This window comes from Terrisporobacter hibernicus (genome assembly GCF_020809405.1).
GTDB lineage: Bacteria > Bacillota > Clostridia > Peptostreptococcales > Peptostreptococcaceae > Terrisporobacter > Terrisporobacter petrolearius.
The window spans coordinates 1,971,186-1,997,688 of the sequence record NZ_CP081135.1; the positions used below are offsets into that span (position 1 = coordinate 1,971,186).

Here is a 26,503-nt window from a genome sequence, read left to right on the forward strand (position 1 = left end):
GGTGTAATCCAATTCCTTTTTAATATGTAAAAATAATACAATACAAAATAATAATAGTATATTTTCAGAATTTGTAATAATATATTTAGAGTAGTTAATTAAAATTTGGAAAAATGTTAATCATTATAAATAATTCATAATTAAAAGGAGACATAAGATGAAAATAGGCAATGTCCAATTAAATAATAAAGTTTTTTTATCTCCTATGGCAGGTGTAACAGACTTACCCTTTAGATTAATTTGTAAAGAAAAAGGATGTGGAATGCTTTACACGGAGATGATAAATGCTAAGGCTCTTTGCTATGATGATGAAAATACTAAGAAAATGTTAAAAATAGAAGATGAAGAACACCCTATTGCAGTTCAAATATTTGGATCGGAACCAGAATTTATGGGAAAAGCAGCGGCTATAATGAATGAGTATCCAAATGAAATTTTGGATATAAATATGGGGTGTCCAGCACCAAAAGTTATAAAAAATGGTGATGGATCTGCCCTGATGAGGAATCCTAAACTAGCATCAGAAGTTTTAAGTTCAGTAGTTAAGAACTCAAAAAAACCAGTTACATTAAAAATAAGAAAAGGCTGGGATGACGACAGTGTAAATGCTGTTGAAATAGCCAAAATAGCAGAACAATGCGGAATAAGTGCTTTAGCTATACACGGTAGGACAAGAGAACAATTTTATTCTGGTAAGGCAGACTGGGATATAATTGAGCAAATAAAGCAAACTATAAACATACCTGTGATAGGTAATGGAGATGTATTTGAAGTTGAAGATGCAGTAAATATGCTAGAAAAAACTAAATGTGATGCTATAATGATTGGTAGGGGTGCACAAGGAAACCCTTGGATATTTAAAAGAATAAATCATTATATGGAAACTGGAGAAATATTACCTGAACCAACACTAGAAGAAAGAATAACTACGGCAATAAAGCATATGAATTTAGCAGTAGCTGAACATGGAGAATATGTTGCTGTAAGAGAAATGAGAAAACATATAGGTTGGTATTTGAAAGGTTTAAAAAATTCCGCTAAATACAGAGATCAAATTAATAAAATAACAGATTACAAAGAAGTAATTGCTATGTTAGAAGAGTATATGGAACACTCCTTGACACAAATAAGATAGTGACTTATAATATAGCGCATAATAAATCAATAGGAATAAATGTAAAATATGTTGAATAAGCGTATTTTAAAATTATATAGAAGGAGTTGTAGGGGTTATGGTAGAAAAACAAGAGATACTTACACAGGAAGGTTACAACAAAATAGAAGAAGAAGTAGAGTACTTAAAAACAGTTAAAAGAAAAGAAGTTGCAGAAAGAATAAAAGTAGCTATTTCATTTGGAGACTTATCGGAAAATGCTGAATACGATGAAGCTAAAAATGAGCAAGCTCAAGTAGAAGAAAGAATCGTAAAATTAGAAAATATTTTAAGAAAGGCTGTTATAATAGATGAGAGTCAAATAGACAGCAATATAGTAACAATTGGATCAACAGTTAAAGTATATGATACTGACTTTGAAGAAGAAGTAGAATATACAATAGTAGGTTCTGCAGAAGCTGATCCATACAATGGTAAAATATCAAATGAATCACCAGTAGGTAGCGCATTTATAGGGAAACATAAAGGTGATAATGTTGAAGTTCAAGTGCCAAATGGTGTTGCAATATATAAAATATTAGATATAAGAAGATAATTTAACTAAAATTTAATAAGAACATAACTTGGAGGATAAAAATGAGTAAAGATCAACAAAATATGATTGATAACCAAGAAGACCTTACAGAAGTACTTAAAGTAAGAAGAGAAAAATTGAGCAAGTTACAAGAAATGGGCAAAAACCCATTTGAACAAAGCAGATATGATAGAACTAACTGTTCTAAAGACATAAAAGATAACTTTGACCAAATGGAAGGAAAAGTTGTTAAAATAGCTGGACGTATAATGAGCAAAAGACTTCAAGGAAAAGCTGGATTTATAGATATCCAAGATCAAGATGGAAGAATACAATGTTACGTAAGAAAAGATAGAATAGGCGAAGAAGACTACGATATTTTTAAAACTTATGATATAGGTGATATTATAGGTTTAGAAGGTGAAGTATTTAAAACTAAAAAAGAAGAGATATCAGTAAAAGCGACTTCTGTAGTTTTATTATCTAAATCACTACAAGTATTACCAGAAAAATATCATGGATTAAAAGATCAAGATATAAGATATAGACAAAGATATGTTGACTTAATAGTTAACCCAGAAGTTAAAGATGCGTTCTTAACAAGAACAAAAGCATTAAAAGCCCTAAGAGCATTCTTGGATGAAAGAGGATTCTTAGAAGTTGAAACACCTATATTAAATACTATTGCTGGTGGAGCAAATGCTAGACCATTTGTTACTCATCACAATACACTAGATATACCAATGTACTTAAGAATAGCAAATGAATTATACTTAAAAAGACTTATAGTAGGTGGATTTGATAAAGTATATGAAATGGGTAGAATGTTCAGAAATGAAGGTATGTCTATAAAGCATAACCCAGAATATACTGCTATGGAATTATATCAAGCATATGCTGATTATGAAGATATGATGAGAATAACTGAAAATCTTATATCTCATATGGCAGAAGTAGCTACAGGAAGTACAGTTGTAAATTACCAAGGAACTGAAATAGATTTTAAACCACCTTGGAGAAGAATGACAATGATAGAATGTGTTAAAGAATATACTGGCGTTGACTTTGATACAATAAATACAGATGAAGAAGCTTTAGAGATAGCTAGAGAAAAAGGTATAGAAATAATGCCTGGAATGAGAAGAGGAGAAGTTATAAATGCATTCTTCGAAGAATTCGGTGAAGATAAATTAATCCAACCAACATTTATAACACATCATCCAGTTGAAGTATCACCTCTTGCTAAGAGAAATGTTGAAGACCCAAGAAAAACTGATAGATTCGAAGCCTTCGCAAATAAATGGGAATTAGCTAATGCATTCTCTGAACTTAATGACCCAATAGACCAAAAAGGAAGATTTATGGATCAAATGAGAAAAAAAGAATTAGGTGATGATGAAGCTTGCGATATGGATGAAGACTTCATAAATGCATTAGAAGTAGGTTTACCTCCAACAGGTGGTCTAGGAATAGGTATAGATAGAGTTATGATGTTACTTACTAACTCTGCATCGATAAGAGATGTAATACTATTCCCAACAATGAAACCTATTGACCAAAATAAAAATCAAATAGAAGAATAGCTTTAATATAAAAAACTCGTGCTTAATAATTTTTGTAGTTATTAAGGCATGAGTTTTTTTGTTGTACAAATATAGAAATATTTTTATTACAAAAATTAATTTACATATCAACAGTAAAATATAAAAAACATGAACAAAAAATGTTGCTACCTAATTTAAAATGATAAAAAAGAAAAAATGGTATTTTATTATGAAAATAATGAAAGAAAAATTATTAAAGGAAAAATGGATAAATACTTAGAAATGAATATAAAAATTAATGTTATACGGAAGGGGCAATGAAAATGAATCAAATTATGTCATGGATATGTCTTATAAGTATATGTCTTTTATCTTTACAAGTGATGATTTTTTTATGTGAAGATACATTAAAGGTATTTAACAAGGTAAGTAGTAATAATAAAAAGAATAACGTAAAACCGGCTACTGCAAATGTTACGTATAATTATAAAAATAAAATAGCAAAATAAATAAAAAAGTGTTGACCTACTGTTATATAAATGATATAGTATTACTTGTCCTTGAGATAAGGGCAAACAGCTAAAAACTTCTTAGAAAAGTTATTGACAAAGAAAAATAACTTTGGTAAGATAAAGAAGCTGAAACAAGCAAAGAACTTTGAAAATTAAACAGTAGGTTAACAATAAATTAATTCTTAAAGAATTAAACTGAAACAACAAACAAACCAAGCCAGATATTCAGATAATGATTAGTCTGAGCAATGGACAACTTTTTTATGAGAGTTTGATCCTGGCTCAGGATGAACGCTGGCGGCGTGCCTAACACATGCAAGTCGAGCGATTTACTTCGGTAAAGAGCGGCGGACGGGTGAGTAACGCGTGGGTAACCTGCCTCATACACATGGATAACATACCGAAAGGTATGCTAATACAGGATAATATAAGAGATTCACATGGATTTTTTATCAAAGCTCCGGCGGTATGAGATGGACCCGCGTCTGATTAGCTAGTTGGTAAGGTAATGGCTTACCAAGGCGACGATCAGTAGCCGACCTGAGAGGGTGATCGGCCACATTGGAACTGAGACACGGTCCAAACTCCTACGGGAGGCAGCAGTGGGGAATATTGCACAATGGGCGAAAGCCTGATGCAGCAACGCCGCGTGAGTGATGAAGGCCTTCGGGTCGTAAAACTCTGTCCTCAAGGAAGATAATGACGGTACTTGAGGAGGAAGCCCCGGCTAACTACGTGCCAGCAGCCGCGGTAATACGTAGGGGGCTAGCGTTATCCGGATTTACTGGGCGTAAAGGGTGCGTAGGTGGTTTTTTAAGTCAGGAGTGAAAGGCTACGGCTCAACCGTAGTAAGCTCTTGAAACTGGAAAACTTGAGTACAGGAGAGGAAAGTGGAATTCCTAGTGTAGCGGTGAAATGCGTAGATATTAGGAGGAACACCAGTAGCGAAGGCGGCTTTCTGGACTGTAACTGACACTGAGGCACGAAAGCGTGGGGAGCAAACAGGATTAGATACCCTGGTAGTCCACGCCGTAAACGATGAGTACTAGGTGTCGGGGGTTACCCCCCTCGGTGCCGCAGCTAACGCATTAAGTACTCCGCCTGGGGAGTACGCTCGCAAGAGTGAAACTCAAAGGAATTGACGGGGACCCGCACAAGTAGCGGAGCATGTGGTTTAATTCGAAGCAACGCGAAGAACCTTACCTAAGCTTGACATCCTTTTGACCGATGCCTAATCGCATTTTTCCCTTCGGGGACAGAAGTGACAGGTGGTGCATGGTTGTCGTCAGCTCGTGTCGTGAGATGTTGGGTTAAGTCCCGCAACGAGCGCAACCCTTGCCTTTAGTTGCCAGCATTAAGTTGGGCACTCTAGAGGGACTGCCAGGGATAACCTGGAGGAAGGTGGGGATGACGTCAAATCATCATGCCCCTTATGCTTAGGGCTACACACGTGCTACAATGGGTGGTACAGAGGGCAGCCAAGTCGTGAGGCCGAGCTAATCCCTTAAAGCCATTCTCAGTTCGGATTGTAGGCTGAAACTCGCCTACATGAAGCTGGAGTTACTAGTAATCGCAGATCAGAATGCTGCGGTGAATGCGTTCCCGGGTCTTGTACACACCGCCCGTCACACCACGGAAGTTGGGGGCGCCCGAAGCCACTTAGCTAACCCTTTTGGGAAGCGAGTGTCGAAGGTGAAATCAATAACTGGGGTGAAGTCGTAACAAGGTAGCCGTATCGGAAGGTGCGGCTGGATCACCTCCTTTCTAGGGAGAATTAACCTACTGTTTAATTTTGAGGGTTCTTTAACTCTTACAAAAAAATATTGACGAAATTCGACAAAGTGATTATAATATATTTTGTTGAAAAAACATATGGGGGTATAGCTCAGCTGGGAGAGCACCTGCCTTGCACGCAGGGGGTCAACGGTTCGATCCCGTTTATCTCCACCATTTGTACTTACTTGTTAAGTACCTAGTACTTTGAAAACTGCATAACATTTAGTGATATGACATTATATAAAGAAGAAGATAAACTTCTTAAAAAATATATCATATAAAGAAGATAACTTTTAAAAATATCAAGAATTAATAACTGGTCAAGTTATTAAGGGTGTAGGGCGAATGCCTTGGCACTAGGAGCCGATGAAGGACGCGATAAGCTGCGATAAGCTTGGGGGAGTTGCACGTAAACTGTGATCCCAAGATTTCCGAATGAGGAAACTCACTTAGAGTAATGTCTAAGTATCGTATAGTGAATACATAGCTATGCGAGGGGAACCCGGGGAACTGAAACATCTAAGTACCCGGAGGAAGAGAAAGAAATTCGATTCCGTAAGTAGCGGCGAGCGAACGCGGAACAGGCCAAACCAGTGAAGTTTTCTTCACTGGGGTTGCGGACATATCATAACAGAATCACTTATTCAAGACGAAGAGAGTTGGAAAGCTCCGCTATAAAATGTAAAAGCCACGTAGTTTAAAGAATAAGACTCTAGATATGATCCAGAGTACCACGGGACACGTGAAACCCTGTGGGAAGCAGGAGGGACCATCCTCCAAGCCTAAATACTACCTAGTGACCGATAGCGTATAGTACCGTGAGGGAAAGGTGAAAAGAACCCCGGGAGGGGAGTGAAATAGAACCTGAAACCCTACACTTACAAGCTGTAGGAGCACATTATTTGTGTGACTGCGTACTTTTTGTAGAACGGGCCAACGAGTTACGTTACCTAGCAAGGTTAAGCACTTAAGGTGTGGAGCCGCAGCGAAAGCGAGTCTTAACTGGGCGTATAGTTAGTTGACGTAGACCCGAAACCGGGCGACCTATCCATGGGCAGGTTGAAGCGAAAGTAAAATTTCGTGGAGGACCGAACCCACGAGCGTTGAAAAGCTCGGGGATGACCTGTGGATAGCGGTGAAATTCCAATCGAGCCCGGAGATAGCTGGTTCTCTCCGAAATAGCTTTAGGGCTAGCCTCAAGATTTAGAGAAACGGGGGTAGAGCACTGAATGTCCTAGGGGGTATTGCACTTACCGAAGACTATCAAACTCCGAATACCGTATTCTTATGCTTGGGAGTCAGACTGTGGGTGATAAGATTCATAGTCAAAAGGGCAACAGCCCAGATCGTCAGCTAAGGTCCCTAAATGTACGTTAAGTGGTAAAGGATGTGGGATTGCACAGACAACCAGGATGTTGGCTTAGAAGCAGCCACTCATTTAAAGAGTGCGTAATAGCTCACTGGTCGAGTGATCCTGCGCCGAAAATTTCCGGGGCTAAAACGTACTACCGAAGCTACGGCATCATTTATGATGGGTAGGAGAGCTTTCTATACGGATTGAAGCATTACCGTAAGGAGATGTGGACTGTATAGAAGTGAGAATGTTGGCATGAGTAGCGAGATGTGGGTGAGAATCCCACAGGCCGTAAACCCAAGGTTTCCAGGGGAAGGTTCGTCCGCCCTGGGTTAGTCAGGACCTAAGCCGAGGCCGAAAGGCGTAGGTGATGGACAACAGGTTGATATTCCTGTACCACCAATAACCGTTTGAGAAATGGGATGACACAGTAGGATAAGCTAACCGCACTGTTGGTTATGTGCGGGCAAGTATTGAGGCAGTTCAGGTAGGCAAATCCGCCTGAATAATGCTGGGGTACGATGCGGAGCGAAATTTAGTAGCGAAGTAGCTGATTTCACACTGTCGAGAAAAGTCTCTATCGAGGTTAAAGGTGCCTGTACCGCAAACCGACACAGGTGGGTGAGGAGAGTATCCTAAGGCCAGCCAGAGAACTGTTGTTAAGGAACTCGGCAAAATGACCCCGTAACTTAGGGAGAAGGGGTGCCATGGAAACATGGCCGCAGAGAATAGGCCCAAGCGACTGTTTACCAAAAACATAGGTTTCTGCTAAGTCGCAAGACGATGTATAGGAGCTGACGCCTGCCCGGTGCTGGAAGGTTAAGGGGATCTGTTAGGGTAACCGAAGCAGTGAACTTAAGCCCCAGTAAACGGCGGCCGTAACTATAACGGTCCTAAGGTAGCGAAATTCCTTGTCGGGTAAGTTCCGACCCGCACGAAAGGCGTAACGATTTGGGCACTGTCTCAACAACAGACTGGGTGAAATTGTAATACCGGTGAAGATGCCGGTTACCTGCGACAGGACGGAAAGACCCCATGGAGCTTTACTGTAGCTTGACATTGAGTCTCGGTGCTACATGTACAGGATAGGTGGGAGGCTATGAAGCATGGACGTCAGTCTGTGTGGAGTCATCCTTGGGATACCACCCTTGTAGTACTGGGATTCTAACCAGCTGCCTTGAATCAGGTAGTGGGACACTGTCAGGTGGACAGTTTGACTGGGGCGGTCGCCTCCTAAAGAGTAACGGAGGCGCTCAAAGGTTCTCTCAGTACGGTCGGAAATCGTACGTAGAGTGTAAAGGCAGAAGAGAGCTTGATTGCAAGACATACAGGTCGAGCAAGGACGAAAGTCGGACTTAGTGATCCGGTGGTACCGCATGGAAGGGCCATCGCTCAACGGATAAAAGCTACCCTGGGGATAACAGGCTGATCTCCCCCAAGAGTCCACATCGACGGGGAGGTTTGGCACCTCGATGTCGGCTCATCACATCCTGGGGCTGTAGTAGGTCCCAAGGGTTGGGCTGTTCGCCCATTAAAGTGGTACGCGAGCTGGGTTCAGAACGTCGTGAGACAGTTCGGTCCCTATCCGTCGCAGGCGTAGGAAATTTGAGGAGACCTGTCCTTAGTACGAGAGGACCGGGATGGACGTACCGCTGGTGTACCAGTTGTTCTGCCAAGGGCATAGCTGGGTAGCTAAGTACGGAAAGGATAAGCGCTGAAAGCATCTAAGCGCGAAGCCTACTTCGAGATAAGATTTCCCACCGTAAGGTTAAGACCCCATGAAGACTACATGGTTGATAGGTCAGAGGTGGAAGTGTGGTAACATATGTAGCTTACTGATACTAATAGGTCGAGGACTTGACCAAAAAAAATAATGGAAACATTAAATGTTAGCAGTTTTGAAAGTACTAACAAAAGTTAATACTTAAAACACTTTGAGCAACGGATTTTTCTGAAGCGAAAGCAAAGAAATATCGTTGGCGATATGAGTGTAATGAATTTTATGTGGTTATTATAGCAAAGAGGATACACCTGTTCCCATTCCGAACACAGAAGTTAAGCTCTTGAGCGGCGATGGTACTTGGGGGGCGACCCCCTGGGAGAGTAGCACGTAGCCACGTAATTTTTTTGTTTAGGAATATAAGCCATGTAAAAACCTAACTAAAGAAGCCATGTAAATTAATTTTACATGGCTTTTTCGTTTGTATATAATTTTAATTCATTATTTCTAAAATGAAATTTTCTAATCTACTTAATCCTTCTAAAAATTCTTTTTCTGAGCAAGCGTAAGATATACGCACATATTCATCAATTCCAAAAGCTTTTCCAGGAACTATGGCTACGTTGTATCTAGATAGGAATTCATCACAAAATTCAATGGAAAAACTTTCATTATATTTATATTTTTGAGCGACTTGAGATAAATCTATAAATACATAGAATGCTCCATTTGGATAAACATAATCTACATAGTTCATAGTATCCAATTTGGAAGTAATTAAATCTCTTCTAGTTTTGTATGTATTTACCATATTATCTATATCGTTTTTACAATACTTTAATGCTCCGTATCCTATATACTGGGCTGTTAAAGATGGATGAGAAATTAAGTGACCTTGTATTGAACTAATTCCTTTAGCTATTTCTTTATTTGATGCAGTATATCCTAATCGAAGTCCAGTCATTGCTGATGATTTGGCAAATCCATTAACAGTAATAGTAATATTTTTTACTTCTTCTCCTAATGATGCCACAGATACAAATTTACCATTATAGCATATTCTTTCGTAAATTTCGTCAGATAATATATATATTTTTTTTTCTAAACATACATTTACTATTTCTAATAACTCTTCCTTTGTATAAACACTTCCTGTTGGATTGGATGGATTATTTAATAAAAGCATTTTAGTTTTGTCAGTTATATATTTTTCTAATAAATCTGCTGTTAATTTAAAGTCATTTGACTTACTTGTTTCAATTGGTACAGGAACTGCATTAACGAGTTTAGTCATTTCAGAATAACTTACCCAATATGGTTTTGGTATTAAAACTTCATCTCCTGGATCTGTAACTACTAACAAAGCATTTGTTATAGCATTTTTTGCTCCACTAGATAGAACTATTTCATCTGAAGAATAAAAACAGTTATTTTCCTCTAATAATTTTTTACAAATTTCATCCCTAAGTATAGTTAATCCAGGAACTAAATCATATTTTGTGCAATTTTCACTTAAAGATTTAACTCCACATTCAAGAGCCTTTTTAGGAACGTTAAAATCTGGTTCCCCTATGCTTAAACTTATAACATCTTTACCTGATTCTCTCATTTCTTTTACCTTTGAACTAATTCCTATAGTACAAGAAGGTGATATAATACTAAGTCGATTAGATAACATTTTTTTACCCCCTAAAATAAGTATATTATCTATAATACAATAAAAAAGGAAAAATTTCATAAAAACTAATAACTTTTGTTGACAAAAAAGATTTTAAGTACTTTATAGACAAAGCCTTTTCATAAATGTTATTCTATTATAAATGGTGGATATATACCATATATAGTGGTCAAATTGTTGTACTCATACAATATATAGTGATTAAGAGGGGGTTTTTTAATGTTAGAATATATTAGAAAAAGGGATGGAAGAATCGTAAAACTTAATGAAGATAGAATAACAAGAGCTATATTTAAAGCGGCTAGTGAAGTGGCAAAAGAAGAGGGCATAGTACCTAGTTATGAAATGTCCGAAGAATTAAGTCAAAACGTAATAAAGATATTAAATTCTAAGTTTAATGACACAATTCCAGGAGTTGAAGATATACAAAATATTGTAGTAAAAGTTTTAATAGAAGATGGTCATGCTAGAACTAGTGAAAAGTACATTACATATAGAAATGAAAGAAGTAGAATAAGAAATTCTCGAACAAGACTTATGAAGTCTATAAGTCAAATAACATTTGAAGATGCTAGTGATGCTAATATAAAAAGAGAAAATGCTAATATTGATGGAAATACAGCTATGGGAACAATGCTGCAGTATGGAAGTACAGTTTCAAAAGAATTTTGCAAAACATTTGTATTAAAGCCCGAACATGTTAATGCTCATGATAGCGGAGATATACATATACATGATATGGATTTTCTTAATATGGGAACATTAACATGTTGTCAAATTAAGCTAGATAAACTTTTTAAAAATGGATTTTCAACAGGTCATGGTTTTTTAAGAGAACCAAACAGCATTATGAGTTATGGTGCCTTAGCAGCAATTGCAATTCAGAGCGATCAAAATGATCAACATGGAGGCCAAAGTATACCATTTTTTGATTATGACATGTCCAAAGGTGTATACAAGACTTTCAGAAAACTATATATAGATAATTTATTAAAGGGTATAGAATTATTAGTAAATGAAAGTGACACTGAAAAATTAAAAGATATAGTATATTCTACGGAAGATGAAACAGGGTTAAAAGTTGGATTAAAACAAGATGATAAATATAAATTCATGGAAAGAGAAAAGTTAATTAAAGAATTTAGTATTGATTCAAATACAGCAATTAGAATACAAGAATTCGCATATAAAGAAGCATATAAAGAAACAGACAAACAGACATATCAATCTATGGAAGGTTTTATACATAATCTAAATACAATGCACTCTAGAGCAGGAGCTCAAGTACCATTTTCAAGTATAAATTTTGGGACAGACACGTCACTAGAAGGTAGAATGGTAAGTAAAAATTTATTATTATCAATGGAAAAAGGTTTGGGAAATGGTGAAACAGCAATATTCCCTATACTTATATTTAAGGTAAAAGAAGGCGTGAACTTAAATGAAAGTGATCCTAACTATGATTTATTTAAATTATCCTGTAGAGTATCAGCGAAAAGATTGTTTCCGAATTTTAGCTTTTTAGATGCGCCATTTAATATAGAGTACTATGAACCTAATAACCCAGAAACTGAAGCAACTTATATGGGATGCAGAACGAGAGTGATGAGTAATGTGTGTGGTAAAAATGAAGTTAGCGGTAGAGGTAATTTATCTTTTACAACTATAAATTTACCTAGACTTGGCATAGAACACGGAATAATAAAAAATGATAAAACTGATATAGATGGATTCTTCAAGGATTTAGATAATAAAATAGCATTAGTAATAGATGAATTACTAGAAAGAATGGAGATACAAGGAAATAGAAAAGTTAAAAACTTTCCTTTCTTAATGGGGCAAGGTATATGGAGAGATTCAGATAAATTAAACTACGATGACAAATTAGACGAAGTGATTAAACAAGGAACTCTGACACTTGGCTTTATTGGTTTAGCTGAGTGTTTAATAGGGTTAATAGGAAAACATCATGGGGAAAGTGAAGAAGCGCAAGAATTAGGATTGAAAATAATATCACATATGCGCAAAAGAATGGATGAAGCCACTGATAAGTATAAATTAAACTTTTCTTTAATAGCAACACCGGCAGAAGGGTTATCAGGTAGATTTACAGATATAGATAAGAATATTTACGGCGAAATAAAAGGTATAACAGATAAAGAATATTATACAAATTCATTCCACGTACCTGTTTACTACAACATAAATGCGTATGATAAGATAAAAAAAGAAGCACCTTATCATTCCTTAACAAATGGTGGGCATATTACATATGTGGAACTAGATGGAGATACATCAAATAATTTAGAGGCTTTTGAAACAATAATAAGAGCTATGAAAGAATCTGGAATAGGATATGGTAGTGTAAATCATCCAGTAGATAGAGATCCTATATGTGGTTATTCTGGAGTTATAGAAGGATTTGTATGCCCAAAGTGTGGAAGAAATGAAAAGGATAGTGATATGAAATTTGAGAGAATAAGAAGAATAACAGGATATTTAGTAGGAACTGTAGATAGATTTAATGATGCAAAAAAAGCAGAGGTTAGAGATAGAGTTAAACATAAATAAAAAAATATTAAAGGTAGTGGTTATATGAAATTAAGATTAGCCTCAGAGTTGACGTATGATAGTATTGTTGATGGACCTGGACTTAGAATGGTTATTTGGACACAAGGTTGTATACATAATTGTTATAAATGCCATAACCCTCAAACTCATAAATTAGAAGGTGGAATCATGGTTGATACGGACTATGTTATAAAAGAAGTGAAAAAACTTAAATTGCATAAGGGAATAACCTTATCAGGTGGGGAACCATTTTTACAACCAAAATCATTATCATTAATAGCAAAATCAGCACAGTTGGAAAATTTAGATGTGTGGTGTTATACTGGTTTTGAATTTGAATACTTAATAAACAAAGAAAATCCTCTATATATGCAAAATAAAACTTTATTACAATATATAGACATACTAGTAGATGGAAAATTTGTATATGAAAAAAAAGATGTAACGTTAAAATTTAGAGGATCATCAAATCAAAGAGTTATAGATGTTAAACGTAGCCTGGAAGTAAATCAAGTAATATTAAAAGAAGAATATATGGAGAAAAGTCTGCATATGGCGAAATAGATTTTAAGGAAGATGATATAATTTATTGTCTTCCTTAATTTTATTTTAAAAATATATAAATAAAAATATGTGAATAATTATAGTGGAAATGTGGATAAAATATAACGGACTTGTATTAAAGTTTGAAATTCTAACGAGTGTAAAAATGTGGAAATGTGGATAAAGATTTATACGAAAATGCATGAAAAAAATATTGGGAAAAAGTGTTGACGATTAAAAATAAACCTGGTATAGTTATACTTGTCCTTGAGACGAGAGCAAAAAAGCAACAAAACTTTTAAAAAAGTTGTTGACAAATAAAGTATTTAAATGATAAAGTAATACTTGTCAAAAAGATAACGAGTCAACGAAAATAAAAGTGTTGACAAATAAAATCGACTTTGATAAAATTAAGAAGTTGAAAAATAAAGAACTTTGAAAATTAAACAGTAGGTTAACAATAAATTAATTCTTTAAGAATTAAACTGAAACAACAAACAAACCAAGCCAGATATTCAGATAATGATTAGTCTGAGCAATGGACAACTTTTTTATGAGAGTTTGATCCTGGCTCAGGATGAACGCTGGCGGCGTGCCTAACACATGCAAGTCGAGCGATTTACTTCGGTAAAGAGCGGCGGACGGGTGAGTAACGCGTGGGTAACCTGCCTCATACACATGGATAACATACCGAAAGGTATGCTAATACAGGATAATATAAGAGATTCACATGGATTTTTTATCAAAGCTCCGGCGGTATGAGATGGACCCGCGTCTGATTAGCTAGTTGGTAAGGTAATGGCTTACCAAGGCGACGATCAGTAGCCGACCTGAGAGGGTGATCGGCCACATTGGAACTGAGACACGGTCCAAACTCCTACGGGAGGCAGCAGTGGGGAATATTGCACAATGGGCGAAAGCCTGATGCAGCAACGCCGCGTGAGTGATGAAGGCCTTCGGGTCGTAAAACTCTGTCCTCAAGGAAGATAATGACGGTACTTGAGGAGGAAGCCCCGGCTAACTACGTGCCAGCAGCCGCGGTAATACGTAGGGGGCTAGCGTTATCCGGATTTACTGGGCGTAAAGGGTGCGTAGGTGGTTTTTTAAGTCAGGAGTGAAAGGCTACGGCTCAACCGTAGTAAGCTCTTGAAACTGGAAAACTTGAGTGCAGGAGAGGAAAGTGGAATTCCTAGTGTAGCGGTGAAATGCGTAGATATTAGGAGGAACACCAGTAGCGAAGGCGGCTTTCTGGACTGTAACTGACACTGAGGCACGAAAGCGTGGGGAGCAAACAGGATTAGATACCCTGGTAGTCCACGCCGTAAACGATGAGTACTAGGTGTCGGGGGTTACCCCCCTCGGTGCCGCAGCTAACGCATTAAGTACTCCGCCTGGGGAGTACGCTCGCAAGAGTGAAACTCAAAGGAATTGACGGGGACCCGCACAAGTAGCGGAGCATGTGGTTTAATTCGAAGCAACGCGAAGAACCTTACCTAAGCTTGACATCCTTTTGACCGATGCCTAATCGCATTTTTCCTTCGGGGACAGAAGTGACAGGTGGTGCATGGTTGTCGTCAGCTCGTGTCGTGAGATGTTGGGTTAAGTCCCGCAACGAGCGCAACCCTTGCCTTTAGTTGCCAGCATTAAGTTGGGCACTCTAGAGGGACTGCCAGGGATAACCTGGAGGAAGGTGGGGATGACGTCAAATCATCATGCCCCTTATGCTTAGGGCTACACACGTGCTACAATGGGTGGTACAGAGGGCAGCCAAGTCGTGAGGCCGAGCTAATCCCTTAAAGCCATTCTCAGTTCGGATTGTAGGCTGAAACTCGCCTACATGAAGCTGGAGTTACTAGTAATCGCAGATCAGAATGCTGCGGTGAATGCGTTCCCGGGTCTTGTACACACCGCCCGTCACACCACGGAAGTTGGGGCGCCCGAAGCCACTTAGCTAACCCTTTTGGGAAGCGAGTGTCGAAGGTGAAATCAATAACTGGGGTGAAGTCGTAACAAGGTAGCCGTATCGGAAGGTGCGGCTGGATCACCTCCTTTCTAGGGAGAATTAACCTACTGTTTAATTTTGAGGGTTCTTTAACTCTTACAAAAAATATTGACGAAATTCGACAAAGTGATTATAATATATTTTGTTGAAAAAACATATGGGGTATAGCTCAGCTGGGAGAGCACCTGCCTTGCACGCAGGGGGTCAACGGTTCGATCCCGTTTATCTCCACCATTTGTACTTACTTGTTAAGTACCTAGTACTTTGAAAACTGCATAACATTTAGTGATATGACATTATATAAAGAAGAAGATAAACTTCTTAAAAATGTATCATATAAAGAAGATAACTTTTAAAAATATCAAGAATTAATAACTGGTCAAGTTATTAAGGGTGTAGGGCGAATGCCTTGGCACTAGGAGCTGATGAAGGACGCGATAAGCTGCGATAAGCTTGGGGGAGTTGCACGTAAACTGTGATCCCAAGATTTCCGAATGAGGAAACTCACTTAGAGTAATGTCTAAGTATCGTATAGTGAATACATAGCTATGCGAGGGGAACCCGGGGAACTGAAACATCTAAGTACCCGGAGGAAGAGAAAGAAATTCGATTCCGTAAGTAGCGGCGAGCGAACGCGGAACAGGCCAAACCAGTGAAGTTTTCTTCACTGGGGTTGCGGACATATCATAACAGAATCACTTATTCAAGACGAAGAGAGTTGGAAAGCTCCGCTATAAAGTGTAAAAGCCACGTAGTTTAAAGAATAAGACTCTAGATATGATCCAGAGTACCACGGGACACGTGAAACCCTGTGGGAAGCAGGAGGGACCATCCTCCAAGCCTAAATACTACCTAGTGACCGATAGCGTATAGTACCGTGAGGGAAAGGTGAAAAGAACCCCGGGAGGGGAGTGAAATAGAACCTGAAACCCTACACTTACAAGCTGTAGGAGCACATTATTTGTGTGACTGCGTACTTTTTGTAGAACGGGCCAACGAGTTACGTTACCTAGCAAGGTTAAGCACTTAAGGTGTGGAGCCGCAGCGAAAGCGAGTCTTAACTGGGCGTATAGTTAGTTGACGTAGACCCGAAACCGGGCGACCTATCCATGGGCAGGTTGAAGCGAAAGTAAAATTTCGTGGAGGACCGAACCCACGAGCGTTGAAAAGCTCGGGGATGACCTGTGGATAGCGGTGAAATTCCAATCGAGCCCGGAGATAGCTGGTTCTCTCCGAAATAGCTTTAGGGCTAGCCTCAAGATTTAGAGAAACGGGGTAGAGCACTGAATGTCCTAGGGGTATTGCACTTACCGAAGACTATCAAACTCCGAATACCGTATTCTTATGCTTGGGAGTCAGACTGTGGGTGATAAGATTCATAGTCAAAAGGGCAACAGCCCAGATCGTCAGCTAAGGTCCCTAAATGTACGTTAAGTGGTAAAGGATGTGGGATTGCACAGACAACCAGGATGTTGGCTTAGAAGCAGCCACTCATTTAAAGAGTGCGTAATAGCTCACTGGTCGAGTGATCCTGCGCCGAAAATTTCCGGGGCTAAAACGTACTACCGAAGCTACGGCATCATTTATGATGGGTAGGAGAGCTTTCTATACGGATTGAAGCATTACCGTAAGGAGATGTGGACTGTATAGAAGTGAGAATGTTGGCATGAGTAGCGAGATGTGGGTGAGAATCCCACAGGCCGTAAACCCAAGGTTTCCAGGGGAAGGTTCGTCCGCCCTGGGTTAGTCAGGACCTAAGCCGAGGCCGAAAGGCGTAGGTGATGGACAACAGGTTGATATTCCTGTACCACCAATAACCGTTTGAGAAATGGGATGACACAGTAGGATAAGCTAACCGCACTGTTGGTTATGTGCGGGCAAGTATTGAGGCAGTTCAGGTAGGCAAATCCGCCTGAATAATGCTGGGGTACGATGCGGAGCGAAATTTAGTAGCGAAGTAGCTGATTTCACACTGTCGAGAAAAGTCTCTATCGAGGTTAAAGGTGCCTGTACCGCAAACCGACACAGGTGGGTGAGGAGAGTATCCTAAGGCCAGCCAGAGAACTGTTGTTAAGGAACTCGGCAAAATGACCCCGTAACTTAGGGAGAAGGGGTGCCATGGAAACATGGCCGCAGAGAATAGGCCCAAGCGACTGTTTACCAAAAACATAGGTTTCTGCTAAGTCGCAAGACGATGTATAGGAGCTGACGCCTGCCCGGTGCTGGAAGGTTAAGGGGATCTGTTAGGGTAACCGAAGCAGTGAACTTAAGCCCCAGTAAACGGCGGCCGTAACTATAACGGTCCTAAGGTAGCGAAATTCCTTGTCGGGTAAGTTCCGACCCGCACGAAAGGCGTAACGATTTGGGCACTGTCTCAACAACAGACTGGGTGAAATTGTAATACCGGTGAAGATGCCGGTTACCTGCGACAGGACGGAAAGACCCCATGGAGCTTTACTGTAGCTTGACATTGAGTCTCGGTGCTACATGTACAGGATAGGTGGGAGGCTATGAAGCATGGACGTCAGTCTGTGTGGAGCCATCCTTGGGATACCACCCTTGTAGTACTGGGATTCTAACCAGCTGCCTTGAATCAGGTAGTGGGACACTGTCAGGTGGACAGTTTGACTGGGGCGGTCGCCTCCTAAAGAGTAACGGAGGCGCTCAAAGGTTCTCTCAGTACGGTCGGAAATCGTACGTAGAGTGTAAAGGCAGAAGAGAGCTTGATTGCAAGACATACAGGTCGAGCAAGGACGAAAGTCGGACTTAGTGATCCGGTGGTACCGCATGGAAGGGCCATCGCTCAACGGATAAAAGCTACCCTGGGGATAACAGGCTGATCTCCCCCAAGAGTCCACATCGACGGGGAGGTTTGGCACCTCGATGTCGGCTCATCACATCCTGGGGCTGTAGTAGGTCCCAAGGGTTGGGCTGTTCGCCCATTAAAGTGGTACGCGAGCTGGGTTCAGAACGTCGTGAGACAGTTCGGTCCCTATCCGTCGCAGGCGTAGGAAATTTGAGGAGACCTGTCCTTAGTACGAGAGGACCGGGATGGACGTACCGCTGGTGTACCAGTTGTTCTGCCAAGGGCATAGCTGGGTAGCTAAGTACGGAAAGGATAAGCGCTGAAAGCATCTAAGCGCGAAGCCTACTTCGAGATAAGATTTCCCACCGTAAGGTTAAGACCCCATGAAGACTACATGGTTGATAGGTCAGAGGTGGAAGTGTGGTAACATATGTAGCTTACTGATACTAATAGGTCGAGGACTTGACCAAAAAAATAATGGAAACATTAAATGTTAGCAGTTTTGAAAGTATTAAATTTTCAAAAAAATGCAGTAAAAAAGTTGACAATTATATACATAAATGTTATTATAATTCTTGTCTAAAGAAACAGTTAAAATTATGTGGTTATTATAGCAAAGAGGATACACCTGTTCCCATTCCGAACACAGAAGTTAAGCTCTTGAGCGGCGATGGTACTTGGGGGGCGACTCCCTGGGAGAGTAGCACGTAGCCACGTGATGTTCCAAGGTAGCTCAACGGTGGAGCACTCGGCTGTTAACCGATAGGTTGAGGGTTCGAGTCCCTCCCTTGGAGCCAAAGAACAAAATTAAAATAATATGGCTCATTGGTCAAGCGGTTAAGACACCGCCCTTTCACGGCGGTAACAGGGGTTCGATTCCCCTATGAGTCACCATTACGGGACCATAGCTCAGCTGGGAGAGCACCTGCCTTACAAGCAGGGGGTCACAGGTTCGAGCCCTGTTGGTCCCACCATTAAACATATAAATGCGGCCTGGTAGTTCAGTTGGTTAGAATGCCAGCCTGTCACGCTGGAGGTCGAGGGTTCGAACCCCTTCCAGGTCGCCATAAATATTTAACACTATGCTGGTGTGGCTCAACGGTAGAGCAGCTGACTTGTAATCAGCAGGTTGTAGGTTCGATTCCTATCACCAGCTCCAAAATTCTTAGGAGGATTTCCCGAGCGGCCAAAGGGGGCAGACTGTAAATCTGTTAGCGATGCTTTCGGTGGTTCGAATCCACCATCCTCCACCAAAGAAATATATGCGGGTGTAGCTCAATGGTAGAGTTCCGGCCTTCCAAGCCGGCTGTGAGGGTTCGATCCCCTTCACCCGCTCCATTTAAAATATGGGTGCATAGCTCAGCTGGATAGAGCAACGCCCTTCTAAGGCGTGTGTCCGGGGTTCGAATCCCTGTGCGCTCACCATATACTGGGGATTAGCCAAGTCGGTAAGGCACATGACTTTGACTCATGCATGCGTAGGTTCGAGTCCTGCATCCCCAGCCATATAAACATGACTCATTAGCTCAGTCGGTAGAGCACTTGACTTTTAATCAAGGTGTCCGGAGTTCGAATCTCCGATGGGTCACCATTAACCTGGAGAGGTGTCCGAGTGGTTTAAGGAGCTGGTCTTGAAAACCAGTGATGCTTAACGGCACCGTGGGTTCGAATCCCACCCTCTCCGCCAAAAACATGGAGAAGTACTCAAGTGGCTCAAGAGGATCCCCTGCTAAGGGATTAGGCTGGATTAAACCGGTGCGAGGGTTCGAATCCCTCCTTCTCCGCCAGTTTTTACGAGGTGTAGCGCAGTTTGGTAGCGCACTTGGTTTGGGACCATGGGGCCGGGGGTTCGAGTCCCTTCACCTCGACCAGAATAATATGGACCATTAGCTCAGTTGGTTAGAGCGCCCGGCTCATAACCGGTAGGTCTGGGGTTCGAGTCCCTGATGGTCCACCATATTTAATATAGGGGTGTAGCTCAGTTGGTAGAGCGTCGGTCTCCAAAACCGTGCGCCGGGGGTTCGAGTCCCTCCACCCCTGCCAGAAAAATTTTAAAAAGTATTTTACTAATTTATACTTCGAGGTGTAGCGCAGTTTGGTAGCGCACTTGGTTTGGGACCATGGGGCCGGGGGTTCGAGTCCCTTCACCTCGACCAAAATTAGGGCCTATAGCTCAGGTGGTTAGAGCGCACGCCTGATAAGCGTGAGGTCGCTGGTTCGAGTCCAGCTAGGCCCACCATTTGCCCAGATAGCTCAGTCGGTAGAGCAGGGGACTGAAAATCCCCGTGTCGGTGGTTCGATTCCGCCTCTGGGCACCACAAAGAACTTTGAAAATTAAACAGTAGGTTAACAATAAATTAATTCTTAAAGAATTAAACTGAAACAACAAACAAACCAAGCCAGATATTCAGATAATGATTAGTCTGAGCAATGGACAACTTTTTTATGAGAGTTTGATCCTGGCTCAGGATGAACGCTGGCGGCGTGCCTAACACATGCAAGTCGAGCGATTTACTTCGGTAAAGAGCGGCGGACGGGTGAGTAACGCGTGGGTAACCTGCCTCATACACATGGATAACATACCGAAAGGTATGCTAATACAGGATAATATAAGAGATTCACATGGATTTCTTATCAAAGCTCCGGCGGTATGAGATGGACCCGCGTCTGATTAGCTAGTTGGTAAGGTAATGGCTTACCAAGGCGACGATCAGTAGCCGACCTGAGAGGGTGATCGGCCACATTGGAACTGAGACACGGTCCAAACTCCTACGGGAGGCAGCAGTGGGGAATATTGCACAATGGGCGAAAGCCTGATGCAGCAACGCCGCGTGAGTGATGAAGGCCTTCGGGTCGTAAAACTCTGTCCTCAAGGAAGATAATGACGGTACTTGAGGAGGAAGCCCCGGCTAACTACGTGCCAGCAGCCGCGGTAATACGTAGGGGCTAGCGTTATCCGGATTTACTGGGCGTAAAGGGTGCGTAGGTGGTTTTTAAGTCAGGAGTGAAAGGCTACGGCTCAACCGTAGTAAGCTCTTGAAACTGGAAAACTTGAGTGCAGGAGAGGAAAGTGGAATTCCTAGTGTAGCGGTGAAATGCGTAGATATTAGGAGGAACACCAGTAGCGAAGGCGGCTTTCTGGACTGTAACTGACACTGAGGCACGAAAGCGTGGGGAGCAAACAGGATTAGATACCCTGGTAGTCCACGCCGTAAACGATGAGTACTAGGTGTCGGGGTTACCCCTCGGTGCCGCAGCTAACGCATTAAGTACTCCGCCTGGGGAGTACGCTCGCAAGAGTGAAACTCAAAGGAATTGACGGGGACCCGCACAAGTAGCGGAGCATGTGGTTTAATTCGAAGCAACGCGAAGAACCTTACCTAAGCTTGACATCCTTTTGACCGATGCCTAATCGCATTTTTCCTTCGGGGACAGAAGTGACAGGTGGTGCATGGTTGTCGTCAGCTCGTGTCGTGAGATGTTGGGTTAAGTCCCGCAACGAGCGCAACCCTTGCCTTTAGTTGCCAGCATTAAGTTGGGCACTCTAGAGGGACTGCCAGGGATAACCTGGAGGAAGGTGGGGATGACGTCAAATCATCATGCCCCTTATGCTTAGGGCTACACACGTGCTACAATGGGTGGTACAGAGGGCAGCCAAGTCGTGAGGCCGAGCTAATCCCTTAAAGCCATTCTCAGTTCGGATTGTAGGCTGAAACTCGCCTACATGAAGCTGGAGTTACTAGTAATCGCAGATCAGAATGCTGCGGTGAATGCGTTCCCGGGTCTTGTACACACCGCCCGTCACACCACGGAAGTTGGGGGCGCCCGAAGCCACTTAGCTAACCCTTTTGGGAAGCGAGTGTCGAAGGTGAAATCAATAACTGGGGTGAAGTCGTAACAAGGTAGCCGTATCGGAAGGTGCGGCTGGATCACCTCCTTTCTAGGGAGAATTAACCTACTGTTTAATTTTGAGGGTTCTTTAACTCTTACAAAAAAATATTGACGAAATTCGACAAAGTGATTATAATATATTTTGTTGAAAAAACATATGGGGGTATAGCTCAGCTGGGAGAGCACCTGCCTTGCACGCAGGGGGTCAACGGTTCGATCCCGTTTATCTCCACCATTTGTACTTACTTGTTAAGTACCTAGTACTTTGAAAACTGCATAACATTTAGTGATATGACATTATATAAAGAAGAAGATAAACTTCTTAAAAAATGTATCATATAAAGAAGATAACTTTTAAAAATATCAAGAATTAATAACTGGTCAAGTTATTAAGGGTGTAGGGCGAATGCCTTGGCACTAGGAGCTGATGAAGGACGCGATAAGCTGCGATAAGCTTGGGGGAGTTGCACGTAAACTGTGATCCCAAGATTTCCGAATGAGGAAACTCACTTAGAGTAATGTCTAAGTATCGTATAGTGAATACATAGCTATGCGAGGGGAACCCGGGGAACTGAAACATCTAAGTACCCGGAGGAAGAGAAAGAAATTCGATTCCGTAAGTAGCGGCGAGCGAACGCGGAACAGGCCAAACCAGTGAAGTTTTCTTCACTGGGGTTGCGGACATATCATAACAGAATCACTTATTCAAGACGAAGAGAGTTGGAAAGCTCCGCTATAAAGTGTAAAAGCCACGTAGTTTAAAGAATAAGACTCTAGATATGATCCAGAGTACCACGGGACACGTGAAACCCTGTGGGAAGCAGGAGGGACCATCCTCCAAGCCTAAATACTACCTAGTGACCGATAGCGTATAGTACCGTGAGGGAAAGGTGAAAAGAACCCCGGGAGGGGAGTGAAATAGAACCTGAAACCCTACACTTACAAGCTGTAGGAGCACATTATTTGTGTGACTGCGTACTTTTTGTAGAACGGGCCAACGAGTTACGTTACCTAGCAAGGTTAAGCACTTAAGGTGTGGAGCCGCAGCGAAAGCGAGTCTTAACTGGGCGTATAGTTAGTTGACGTAGACCCGAAACCGGGCGACCTATCCATGGGCAGGTTGAAGCGAAAGTAAAATTTCGTGGAGGACCGAACCCACGAGCGTTGAAAAGCTCGGGGATGACCTGTGGATAGCGGTGAAATTCCAATCGAGCCCGGAGATAGCTGGTTCTCTCCGAAATAGCTTTAGGGCTAGCCTCAAGATTTAGAGAAACGGGGTAGAGCACTGAATGTCCTAGGGGTATTGCACTTACCGAAGACTATCAAACTCCGAATACCGTATTCTTATGCTTGGGAGTCAGACTGTGGGTGATAAGATTCATAGTCAAAAGGGCAACAGCCCAGATCGTCAGCTAAGGTCCCTAAATGTACGTTAAGTGGTAAAGGATGTGGGATTGCACAGACAACCAGGATGTTGGCTTAGAAGCAGCCACTCATTTAAAGAGTGCGTAATAGCTCACTGGTCGAGTGATCCTGCGCCGAAAATTTCCGGGGCTAAAACGTACTACCGAAGCTACGGCATCATTTATGATGGGTAGGAGAGCTTTCTATACGGATTGAAGCATTACCGTAAGGAGATGTGGACTGTATAGAAGTGAGAATGTTGGCATGAGTAGCGAGATGTGGGTGAGAATCCCACAGGCCGTAAACCCAAGGTTTCCAGGGGAAGGTTCGTCCGCCCTGGGTTAGTCAGGACCTAAGCCGAGGCCGAAAGGCGTAGGTGATGGACAACAGGTTGATATTCCTGTACCACCAATAACCGTTTGAGAAATGGGATGACACAGTAGGATAAGCTAACCGCACTGTTGGTTATGTGCGGGCAAGTATTGAGGCAGTTCAGGTAGGCAAATCCGCCTGAATAATGCTGGGGTACGATGCGGAGCGAAATTTAGTAGCGAAGTAGCTGATTTCACACTGTCGAGAAAAGTCTCTATCGAGGTTAAAGGTGCCTGTACCGCAAACCGACACAGGTGGGTGAGGAGAGTATCCTAAGGCCAGCCAGAGAACTGTTGTTAAGGAACTCGGCAAAATGACCCCGTAACTTAGGGAGAAGGGGTGCCATGGAAACATGGCCGCAGAGAATAGGCCCAAGCGACTGTTTACCAAAAACATAGGTTTCTGCTAAGTCGCAAGACGATGTATAGGAGCTGACGCCTGCCCGGTGCTGGAAGGTTAAGGGGATCTGTTAGGGTAACCGAAGCAGTGAACTTAAGCCCCAGTAAACGGCGGCCGTAACTATAACGGTCCTAAGGTAGCGAAATTCCTTGTCGGGTAAGTTCCGACCCGCACGAAAGGCGTAACGATTTGGGCACTGTCTCAACAACAGACTGGGTGAAATTGTAATACCGGTGAAGATGCCGGTTACCTGCGACAGGACGGAAAGACCCCATGGAGCTTTACTGTAGCTTGACATTGAGTCTCGGTGCTACATGTACAGGATAGGTGGGAGGCTATGAAGCATGGACGTCAGTCTGTGTGGAGCCATCCTTGGGATACCACCCTTGTAGTACTGGGATTCTAACCAGCTGCCTTGAATCAGGTAGTGGGACACTGTCAGGTGGACAGTTTGACTGGGGCGGTCGCCTCCTAAAGAGTAACGGAGGCGCTCAAAGGTTCTCTCAGTACGGTCGGAAATCGTACGTAGAGTGTAAAGGCAGAAGAGAGCTTGATTGCAAGACATACAGGTCGAGCAAGGACGAAAGTCGGACTTAGTGATCCGGTGGTACCGCATGGAAGGGCCATCGCTCAACGGATAAAAGCTACCCTGGGGATAACAGGCTGATCTCCCCCAAGAGTCCACATCGACGGGGAGGTTTGGCACCTCGATGTCGGCTCATCACATCCTGGGGCTGTAGTAGGTCCCAAGGGTTGGGCTGTTCGCCCATTAAAGTGGTACGCGAGCTGGGTTCAGAACGTCGTGAGACAGTTCGGTCCCTATCCGTCGCAGGCGTAGGAAATTTGAGGAGACCTGTCCTTAGTACGAGAGGACCGGGATGGACGTACCGCTGGTGTACCAGTTGTTCTGCCAAGGGCATAGCTGGGTAGCTAAGTACGGAAAGGATAAGCGCTGAAAGCATCTAAGCGCGAAGCCTACTTCGAGATAAGATTTCCCACCGTAAGGTTAAGACCCCATGAAGACTACATGGTTGATAGGTCAGAGGTGGAAGTGTGGTAACATATGTAGCTTACTGATACTAATAGGTCGAGGACTTGACCAAAAAAAATAATGGAAACATTAAATGTTAGCAGTTTTGAAAGTACTAACAAAAGTTAATACTTAAAACACTTTGAGCAACGGATTTTTCTGAAGCGAAAGCAAAGAAATATCGTTGGCGATATGAGTGTAATGAATTTTATGTGGTTATTATAGCAAAGAGGATACACCTGTTCCCATTCCGAACACAGAAGTTAAGCTCTTGAGCGGCGATGGTACTTGGGGGGCGACCCCCTGGGAGAGTAGCACGTAGCCACGTCATGTTCCAAGGTAGCTCAACGGTGGAGCACTCGGCTGTTAACCGATAGGCTGAGGGTTCGAGTCCCTCCCTTGGAGCCAAGAAAGTATGCCGAAGTGGCGGAACTGGCAGACGCACAGGACTTAAAATCCTGCGAAACTTATACTTTCGTACCGGTTCGATTCCGGTCTTCGGCACCATACTTTTTAATATCGCGGAGTGGAGCAGTTGGCAGCTCGTCGGGCTCATAACCCGAAGGTCACAGGTTCGAGTCCTGTCTCCGCAACCATTTAAATATTGTGGCTCATTGGTCAAGCGGTTAAGACACCGCCCTTTCACGGCGGTAACAGGGGTTCGATTCCCCTATGAGTCACCATGCGGGTGTAGCTCAATGGTAGAGTTCCGGCCTTCCAAGCCGGCTGTGAGGGTTCGATCCCCTTCACCCGCTCCAATTTAATTAATTCCCGGGACCATAGCTCAGCTGGGAGAGCACCTGCCTTACAAGCAGGGGGTCACAGGTTCGAGCCCTGTTGGTCCCACCATTTTACAAAATTTTATGCGGGAATAGTTCAGTGGTAGAGCGCAACCTTGCCAAGGTTGAAGTCGCGAGTTCGAATCTCGTTTCCCGCTCCAATAATATGGGTGCATAGCTCAGCTGGATAGAGCAACGCCCTTCTAAGGCGTGTGTCCGGGGTTCGAATCCCTGTGCGCTCACCAATCAAAGTTTCACATTAGTGAAACTTTTTTTTTATAAAAAAATTAAATAAATATATATAATTAACCTTATAATAATAAAATATAAATATAATAAATAATATATTGAATTAAATAAGATAGTTTGTATATAGTTGTATTATTATAGTATAATACATAGTGTAAAAGGTTAAGAAACTATTGAGTAGGAGG

At 42.0% G+C, this 26,503-nt stretch carries 7 protein-coding genes, 28 tRNA genes and 9 rRNA genes; 43 read left to right on the top strand and 1 reads right to left on the bottom strand.

Annotation, left to right across the window (positions count from 1 at the left end):
• The first annotated feature begins 157 nt into the window (after positions 1 to 157).
• The 8 genes from dusB (at position 158) to rrf (JW646_RS09830) (ending at position 8,994) form a co-directional block, all read left to right on the top strand.
• A complete protein-coding gene (gene dusB / locus JW646_RS09795; RefSeq protein ID WP_148558534.1) occupies positions 158 to 1,135 on the top strand; it encodes a tRNA dihydrouridine synthase DusB in 978 nt (325 codons plus the stop codon).
• Between the two features lie 97 nt (positions 1,136 to 1,232).
• A complete protein-coding gene (gene greA, locus JW646_RS09800; RefSeq protein WP_148558535.1) occupies positions 1,233 to 1,709 on the top strand; it encodes a transcription elongation factor GreA in 477 nt (158 codons plus the stop codon).
• 62 nt (positions 1,710 to 1,771) lie between these two features.
• Positions 1,772 to 3,271 carry a lysine--tRNA ligase gene (gene lysS, locus JW646_RS09805; RefSeq protein ID WP_074920296.1) on the top strand — a complete coding sequence of 500 codons (1,500 nt, stop codon included), beginning with the start codon at positions 1,772 to 1,774 and terminating at the stop codon, positions 3,269 to 3,271.
• Positions 3,272 to 3,555: 284 nt separating this feature from the next.
• Positions 3,556 to 3,741 (top strand): hypothetical protein, encoded by a 186-nt coding sequence (locus JW646_RS09810; protein ID WP_074920293.1) that lies wholly within the window; start codon positions 3,556 to 3,558, stop codon positions 3,739 to 3,741.
• Positions 3,742 to 4,003: 262 nt separating this feature from the next.
• A 16S ribosomal RNA gene (locus JW646_RS09815) occupies positions 4,004 to 5,508 on the top strand.
• 110 nt (positions 5,509 to 5,618) lie between these two features.
• Positions 5,619 to 5,694, top strand: a tRNA-Ala gene (locus JW646_RS09820).
• A 144-nt stretch (positions 5,695 to 5,838) separates the two neighbouring features.
• A 23S ribosomal RNA gene (locus JW646_RS09825) occupies positions 5,839 to 8,739 on the top strand.
• A 138-nt stretch (positions 8,740 to 8,877) separates the two neighbouring features.
• Positions 8,878 to 8,994 (top strand): 5S ribosomal RNA (gene rrf / locus JW646_RS09830).
• Together the 16S, 23S and 5S rRNA genes with 1 tRNA gene alongside form the textbook arrangement of a ribosomal RNA operon.
• A gap of 93 nt (positions 8,995 to 9,087) precedes the next feature.
• Here rrf (JW646_RS09830) and JW646_RS09835 read toward each other — a convergent pair.
• Positions 9,088 to 10,272 carry a pyridoxal phosphate-dependent aminotransferase gene (locus tag JW646_RS09835; protein WP_228417343.1) on the bottom strand — a complete coding sequence of 395 codons (1,185 nt, stop codon included), beginning with the start codon at positions 10,270 to 10,272 and terminating at the stop codon, positions 9,088 to 9,090.
• Between the two features lie 219 nt (positions 10,273 to 10,491).
• On the opposite strand from JW646_RS09835, the gene JW646_RS09840 reads away from it, so the two are divergent.
• The 35 genes from JW646_RS09840 (at position 10,492) to JW646_RS10010 (ending at position 26,314) form a co-directional block, all read left to right on the top strand.
• Complete coding sequence (locus tag JW646_RS09840; protein ID WP_074920463.1) at positions 10,492 to 12,843, top strand: anaerobic ribonucleoside triphosphate reductase; 2,352 nt, start codon at positions 10,492 to 10,494, stop codon at positions 12,841 to 12,843.
• Positions 12,844 to 12,867: 24 nt separating this feature from the next.
• A complete protein-coding gene (gene nrdG / locus JW646_RS09845; protein ID WP_074920465.1) occupies positions 12,868 to 13,407 on the top strand; it encodes an anaerobic ribonucleoside-triphosphate reductase activating protein in 540 nt (179 codons plus the stop codon).
• A gap of 528 nt (positions 13,408 to 13,935) precedes the next feature.
• Positions 13,936 to 15,438, top strand: a 16S ribosomal RNA gene (locus tag JW646_RS09850).
• A 327-nt stretch (positions 15,439 to 15,765) separates the two neighbouring features.
• Positions 15,766 to 18,664, top strand: a 23S ribosomal RNA gene (locus tag JW646_RS09855).
• 130 nt (positions 18,665 to 18,794) lie between these two features.
• Positions 18,795 to 18,911: ribosomal RNA gene (gene rrf, locus JW646_RS09860) — 5S ribosomal RNA — on the top strand.
• A gap of 5 nt (positions 18,912 to 18,916) precedes the next feature.
• Positions 18,917 to 18,991: transfer RNA gene (locus tag JW646_RS09865), tRNA-Asn, on the top strand.
• A 22-nt stretch (positions 18,992 to 19,013) separates the two neighbouring features.
• Positions 19,014 to 19,088: transfer RNA gene (locus JW646_RS09870), tRNA-Glu, on the top strand.
• Between the two features lie 4 nt (positions 19,089 to 19,092).
• Positions 19,093 to 19,168, top strand: a tRNA-Val gene (locus tag JW646_RS09875).
• A 16-nt stretch (positions 19,169 to 19,184) separates the two neighbouring features.
• Positions 19,185 to 19,261 (top strand) — tRNA-Asp (locus tag JW646_RS09880).
• A gap of 17 nt (positions 19,262 to 19,278) precedes the next feature.
• Positions 19,279 to 19,353 (top strand) — tRNA-Thr (locus JW646_RS09885).
• A gap of 9 nt (positions 19,354 to 19,362) precedes the next feature.
• A tRNA-Tyr gene (locus JW646_RS09890) sits at positions 19,363 to 19,447 on the top strand.
• Positions 19,448 to 19,458: 11 nt separating this feature from the next.
• Positions 19,459 to 19,532: transfer RNA gene (locus JW646_RS09895), tRNA-Gly, on the top strand.
• 10 nt (positions 19,533 to 19,542) lie between these two features.
• Positions 19,543 to 19,619, top strand: a tRNA-Arg gene (locus JW646_RS09900).
• Between the two features lie 5 nt (positions 19,620 to 19,624).
• A tRNA-Gln gene (locus JW646_RS09905) sits at positions 19,625 to 19,700 on the top strand.
• Between the two features lie 9 nt (positions 19,701 to 19,709).
• Positions 19,710 to 19,785, top strand: a tRNA-Lys gene (locus JW646_RS09910).
• 7 nt (positions 19,786 to 19,792) lie between these two features.
• Positions 19,793 to 19,881, top strand: a tRNA-Ser gene (locus tag JW646_RS09915).
• Between the two features lie 7 nt (positions 19,882 to 19,888).
• A tRNA-Ser gene (locus JW646_RS09920) sits at positions 19,889 to 19,981 on the top strand.
• 7 nt (positions 19,982 to 19,988) lie between these two features.
• Positions 19,989 to 20,065, top strand: a tRNA-Pro gene (locus JW646_RS09925).
• Between the two features lie 9 nt (positions 20,066 to 20,074).
• Positions 20,075 to 20,151 (top strand) — tRNA-Ile (locus JW646_RS09930).
• Between the two features lie 10 nt (positions 20,152 to 20,161).
• Positions 20,162 to 20,237, top strand: a tRNA-Trp gene (locus JW646_RS09935).
• Positions 20,238 to 20,273: 36 nt separating this feature from the next.
• A tRNA-Pro gene (locus JW646_RS09940) sits at positions 20,274 to 20,350 on the top strand.
• A gap of 6 nt (positions 20,351 to 20,356) precedes the next feature.
• A tRNA-Ile gene (locus JW646_RS09945) sits at positions 20,357 to 20,433 on the top strand.
• A gap of 3 nt (positions 20,434 to 20,436) precedes the next feature.
• A tRNA-Phe gene (locus tag JW646_RS09950) sits at positions 20,437 to 20,512 on the top strand.
• Between the two features lie 123 nt (positions 20,513 to 20,635).
• A 16S ribosomal RNA gene (locus tag JW646_RS09955) occupies positions 20,636 to 22,134 on the top strand.
• A 110-nt stretch (positions 22,135 to 22,244) separates the two neighbouring features.
• Positions 22,245 to 22,320: transfer RNA gene (locus JW646_RS09960), tRNA-Ala, on the top strand.
• Between the two features lie 144 nt (positions 22,321 to 22,464).
• Positions 22,465 to 25,363: ribosomal RNA gene (locus tag JW646_RS09965) — 23S ribosomal RNA — on the top strand.
• Between the two features lie 138 nt (positions 25,364 to 25,501).
• A 5S ribosomal RNA gene (gene rrf, locus JW646_RS09970) occupies positions 25,502 to 25,618 on the top strand.
• Between the two features lie 5 nt (positions 25,619 to 25,623).
• Positions 25,624 to 25,698: transfer RNA gene (locus tag JW646_RS09975), tRNA-Asn, on the top strand.
• A 9-nt stretch (positions 25,699 to 25,707) separates the two neighbouring features.
• Positions 25,708 to 25,797: transfer RNA gene (locus JW646_RS09980), tRNA-Leu, on the top strand.
• 13 nt (positions 25,798 to 25,810) lie between these two features.
• Positions 25,811 to 25,886, top strand: a tRNA-Met gene (locus tag JW646_RS09985).
• A gap of 12 nt (positions 25,887 to 25,898) precedes the next feature.
• Positions 25,899 to 25,973, top strand: a tRNA-Glu gene (locus JW646_RS09990).
• A 1-nt stretch (position 25,974) separates the two neighbouring features.
• Positions 25,975 to 26,048, top strand: a tRNA-Gly gene (locus JW646_RS09995).
• 15 nt (positions 26,049 to 26,063) lie between these two features.
• A tRNA-Val gene (locus JW646_RS10000) sits at positions 26,064 to 26,139 on the top strand.
• A gap of 16 nt (positions 26,140 to 26,155) precedes the next feature.
• A tRNA-Gly gene (locus JW646_RS10005) sits at positions 26,156 to 26,230 on the top strand.
• Positions 26,231 to 26,237: 7 nt separating this feature from the next.
• Positions 26,238 to 26,314: transfer RNA gene (locus JW646_RS10010), tRNA-Arg, on the top strand.
• Positions 26,315 to 26,503: the final 189 nt, after the last annotated feature.

What these genes read in the sequence shown, in the direction of transcription:
- JW646_RS09840 (WP_074920463.1), top strand. Translation starts at nt 10,492, where the DNA reads ATGTTAGAATATATTAGAAAAAGGGATGGAAGAATCGTAAAACTTAAT.
- lysS (WP_074920296.1), top strand. Translation starts at nt 1,772, where the DNA reads ATGATTGATAACCAAGAAGACCTTACAGAAGTACTTAAAGTAAGAAGA.
- JW646_RS09810 (WP_074920293.1), top strand. Translation starts at nt 3,556, where the DNA reads ATGAATCAAATTATGTCATGGATATGTCTTATAAGTATATGTCTTTTA.
- dusB (WP_148558534.1), top strand. Translation starts at nt 158, where the DNA reads ATGAAAATAGGCAATGTCCAATTAAATAATAAAGTTTTTTTATCTCCT.
- greA (WP_148558535.1), top strand. Translation starts at nt 1,233, where the DNA reads ATGGTAGAAAAACAAGAGATACTTACACAGGAAGGTTACAACAAAATA.
- nrdG (WP_074920465.1), top strand. Translation starts at nt 12,868, where the DNA reads ATGAAATTAAGATTAGCCTCAGAGTTGACGTATGATAGTATTGTTGAT.
- JW646_RS09835 (WP_228417343.1), bottom strand. Translation starts at nt 10,272, where the DNA reads ATGTTATCTAATCGACTTAGTATTATATCACCTTCTTGTACTATAGGA.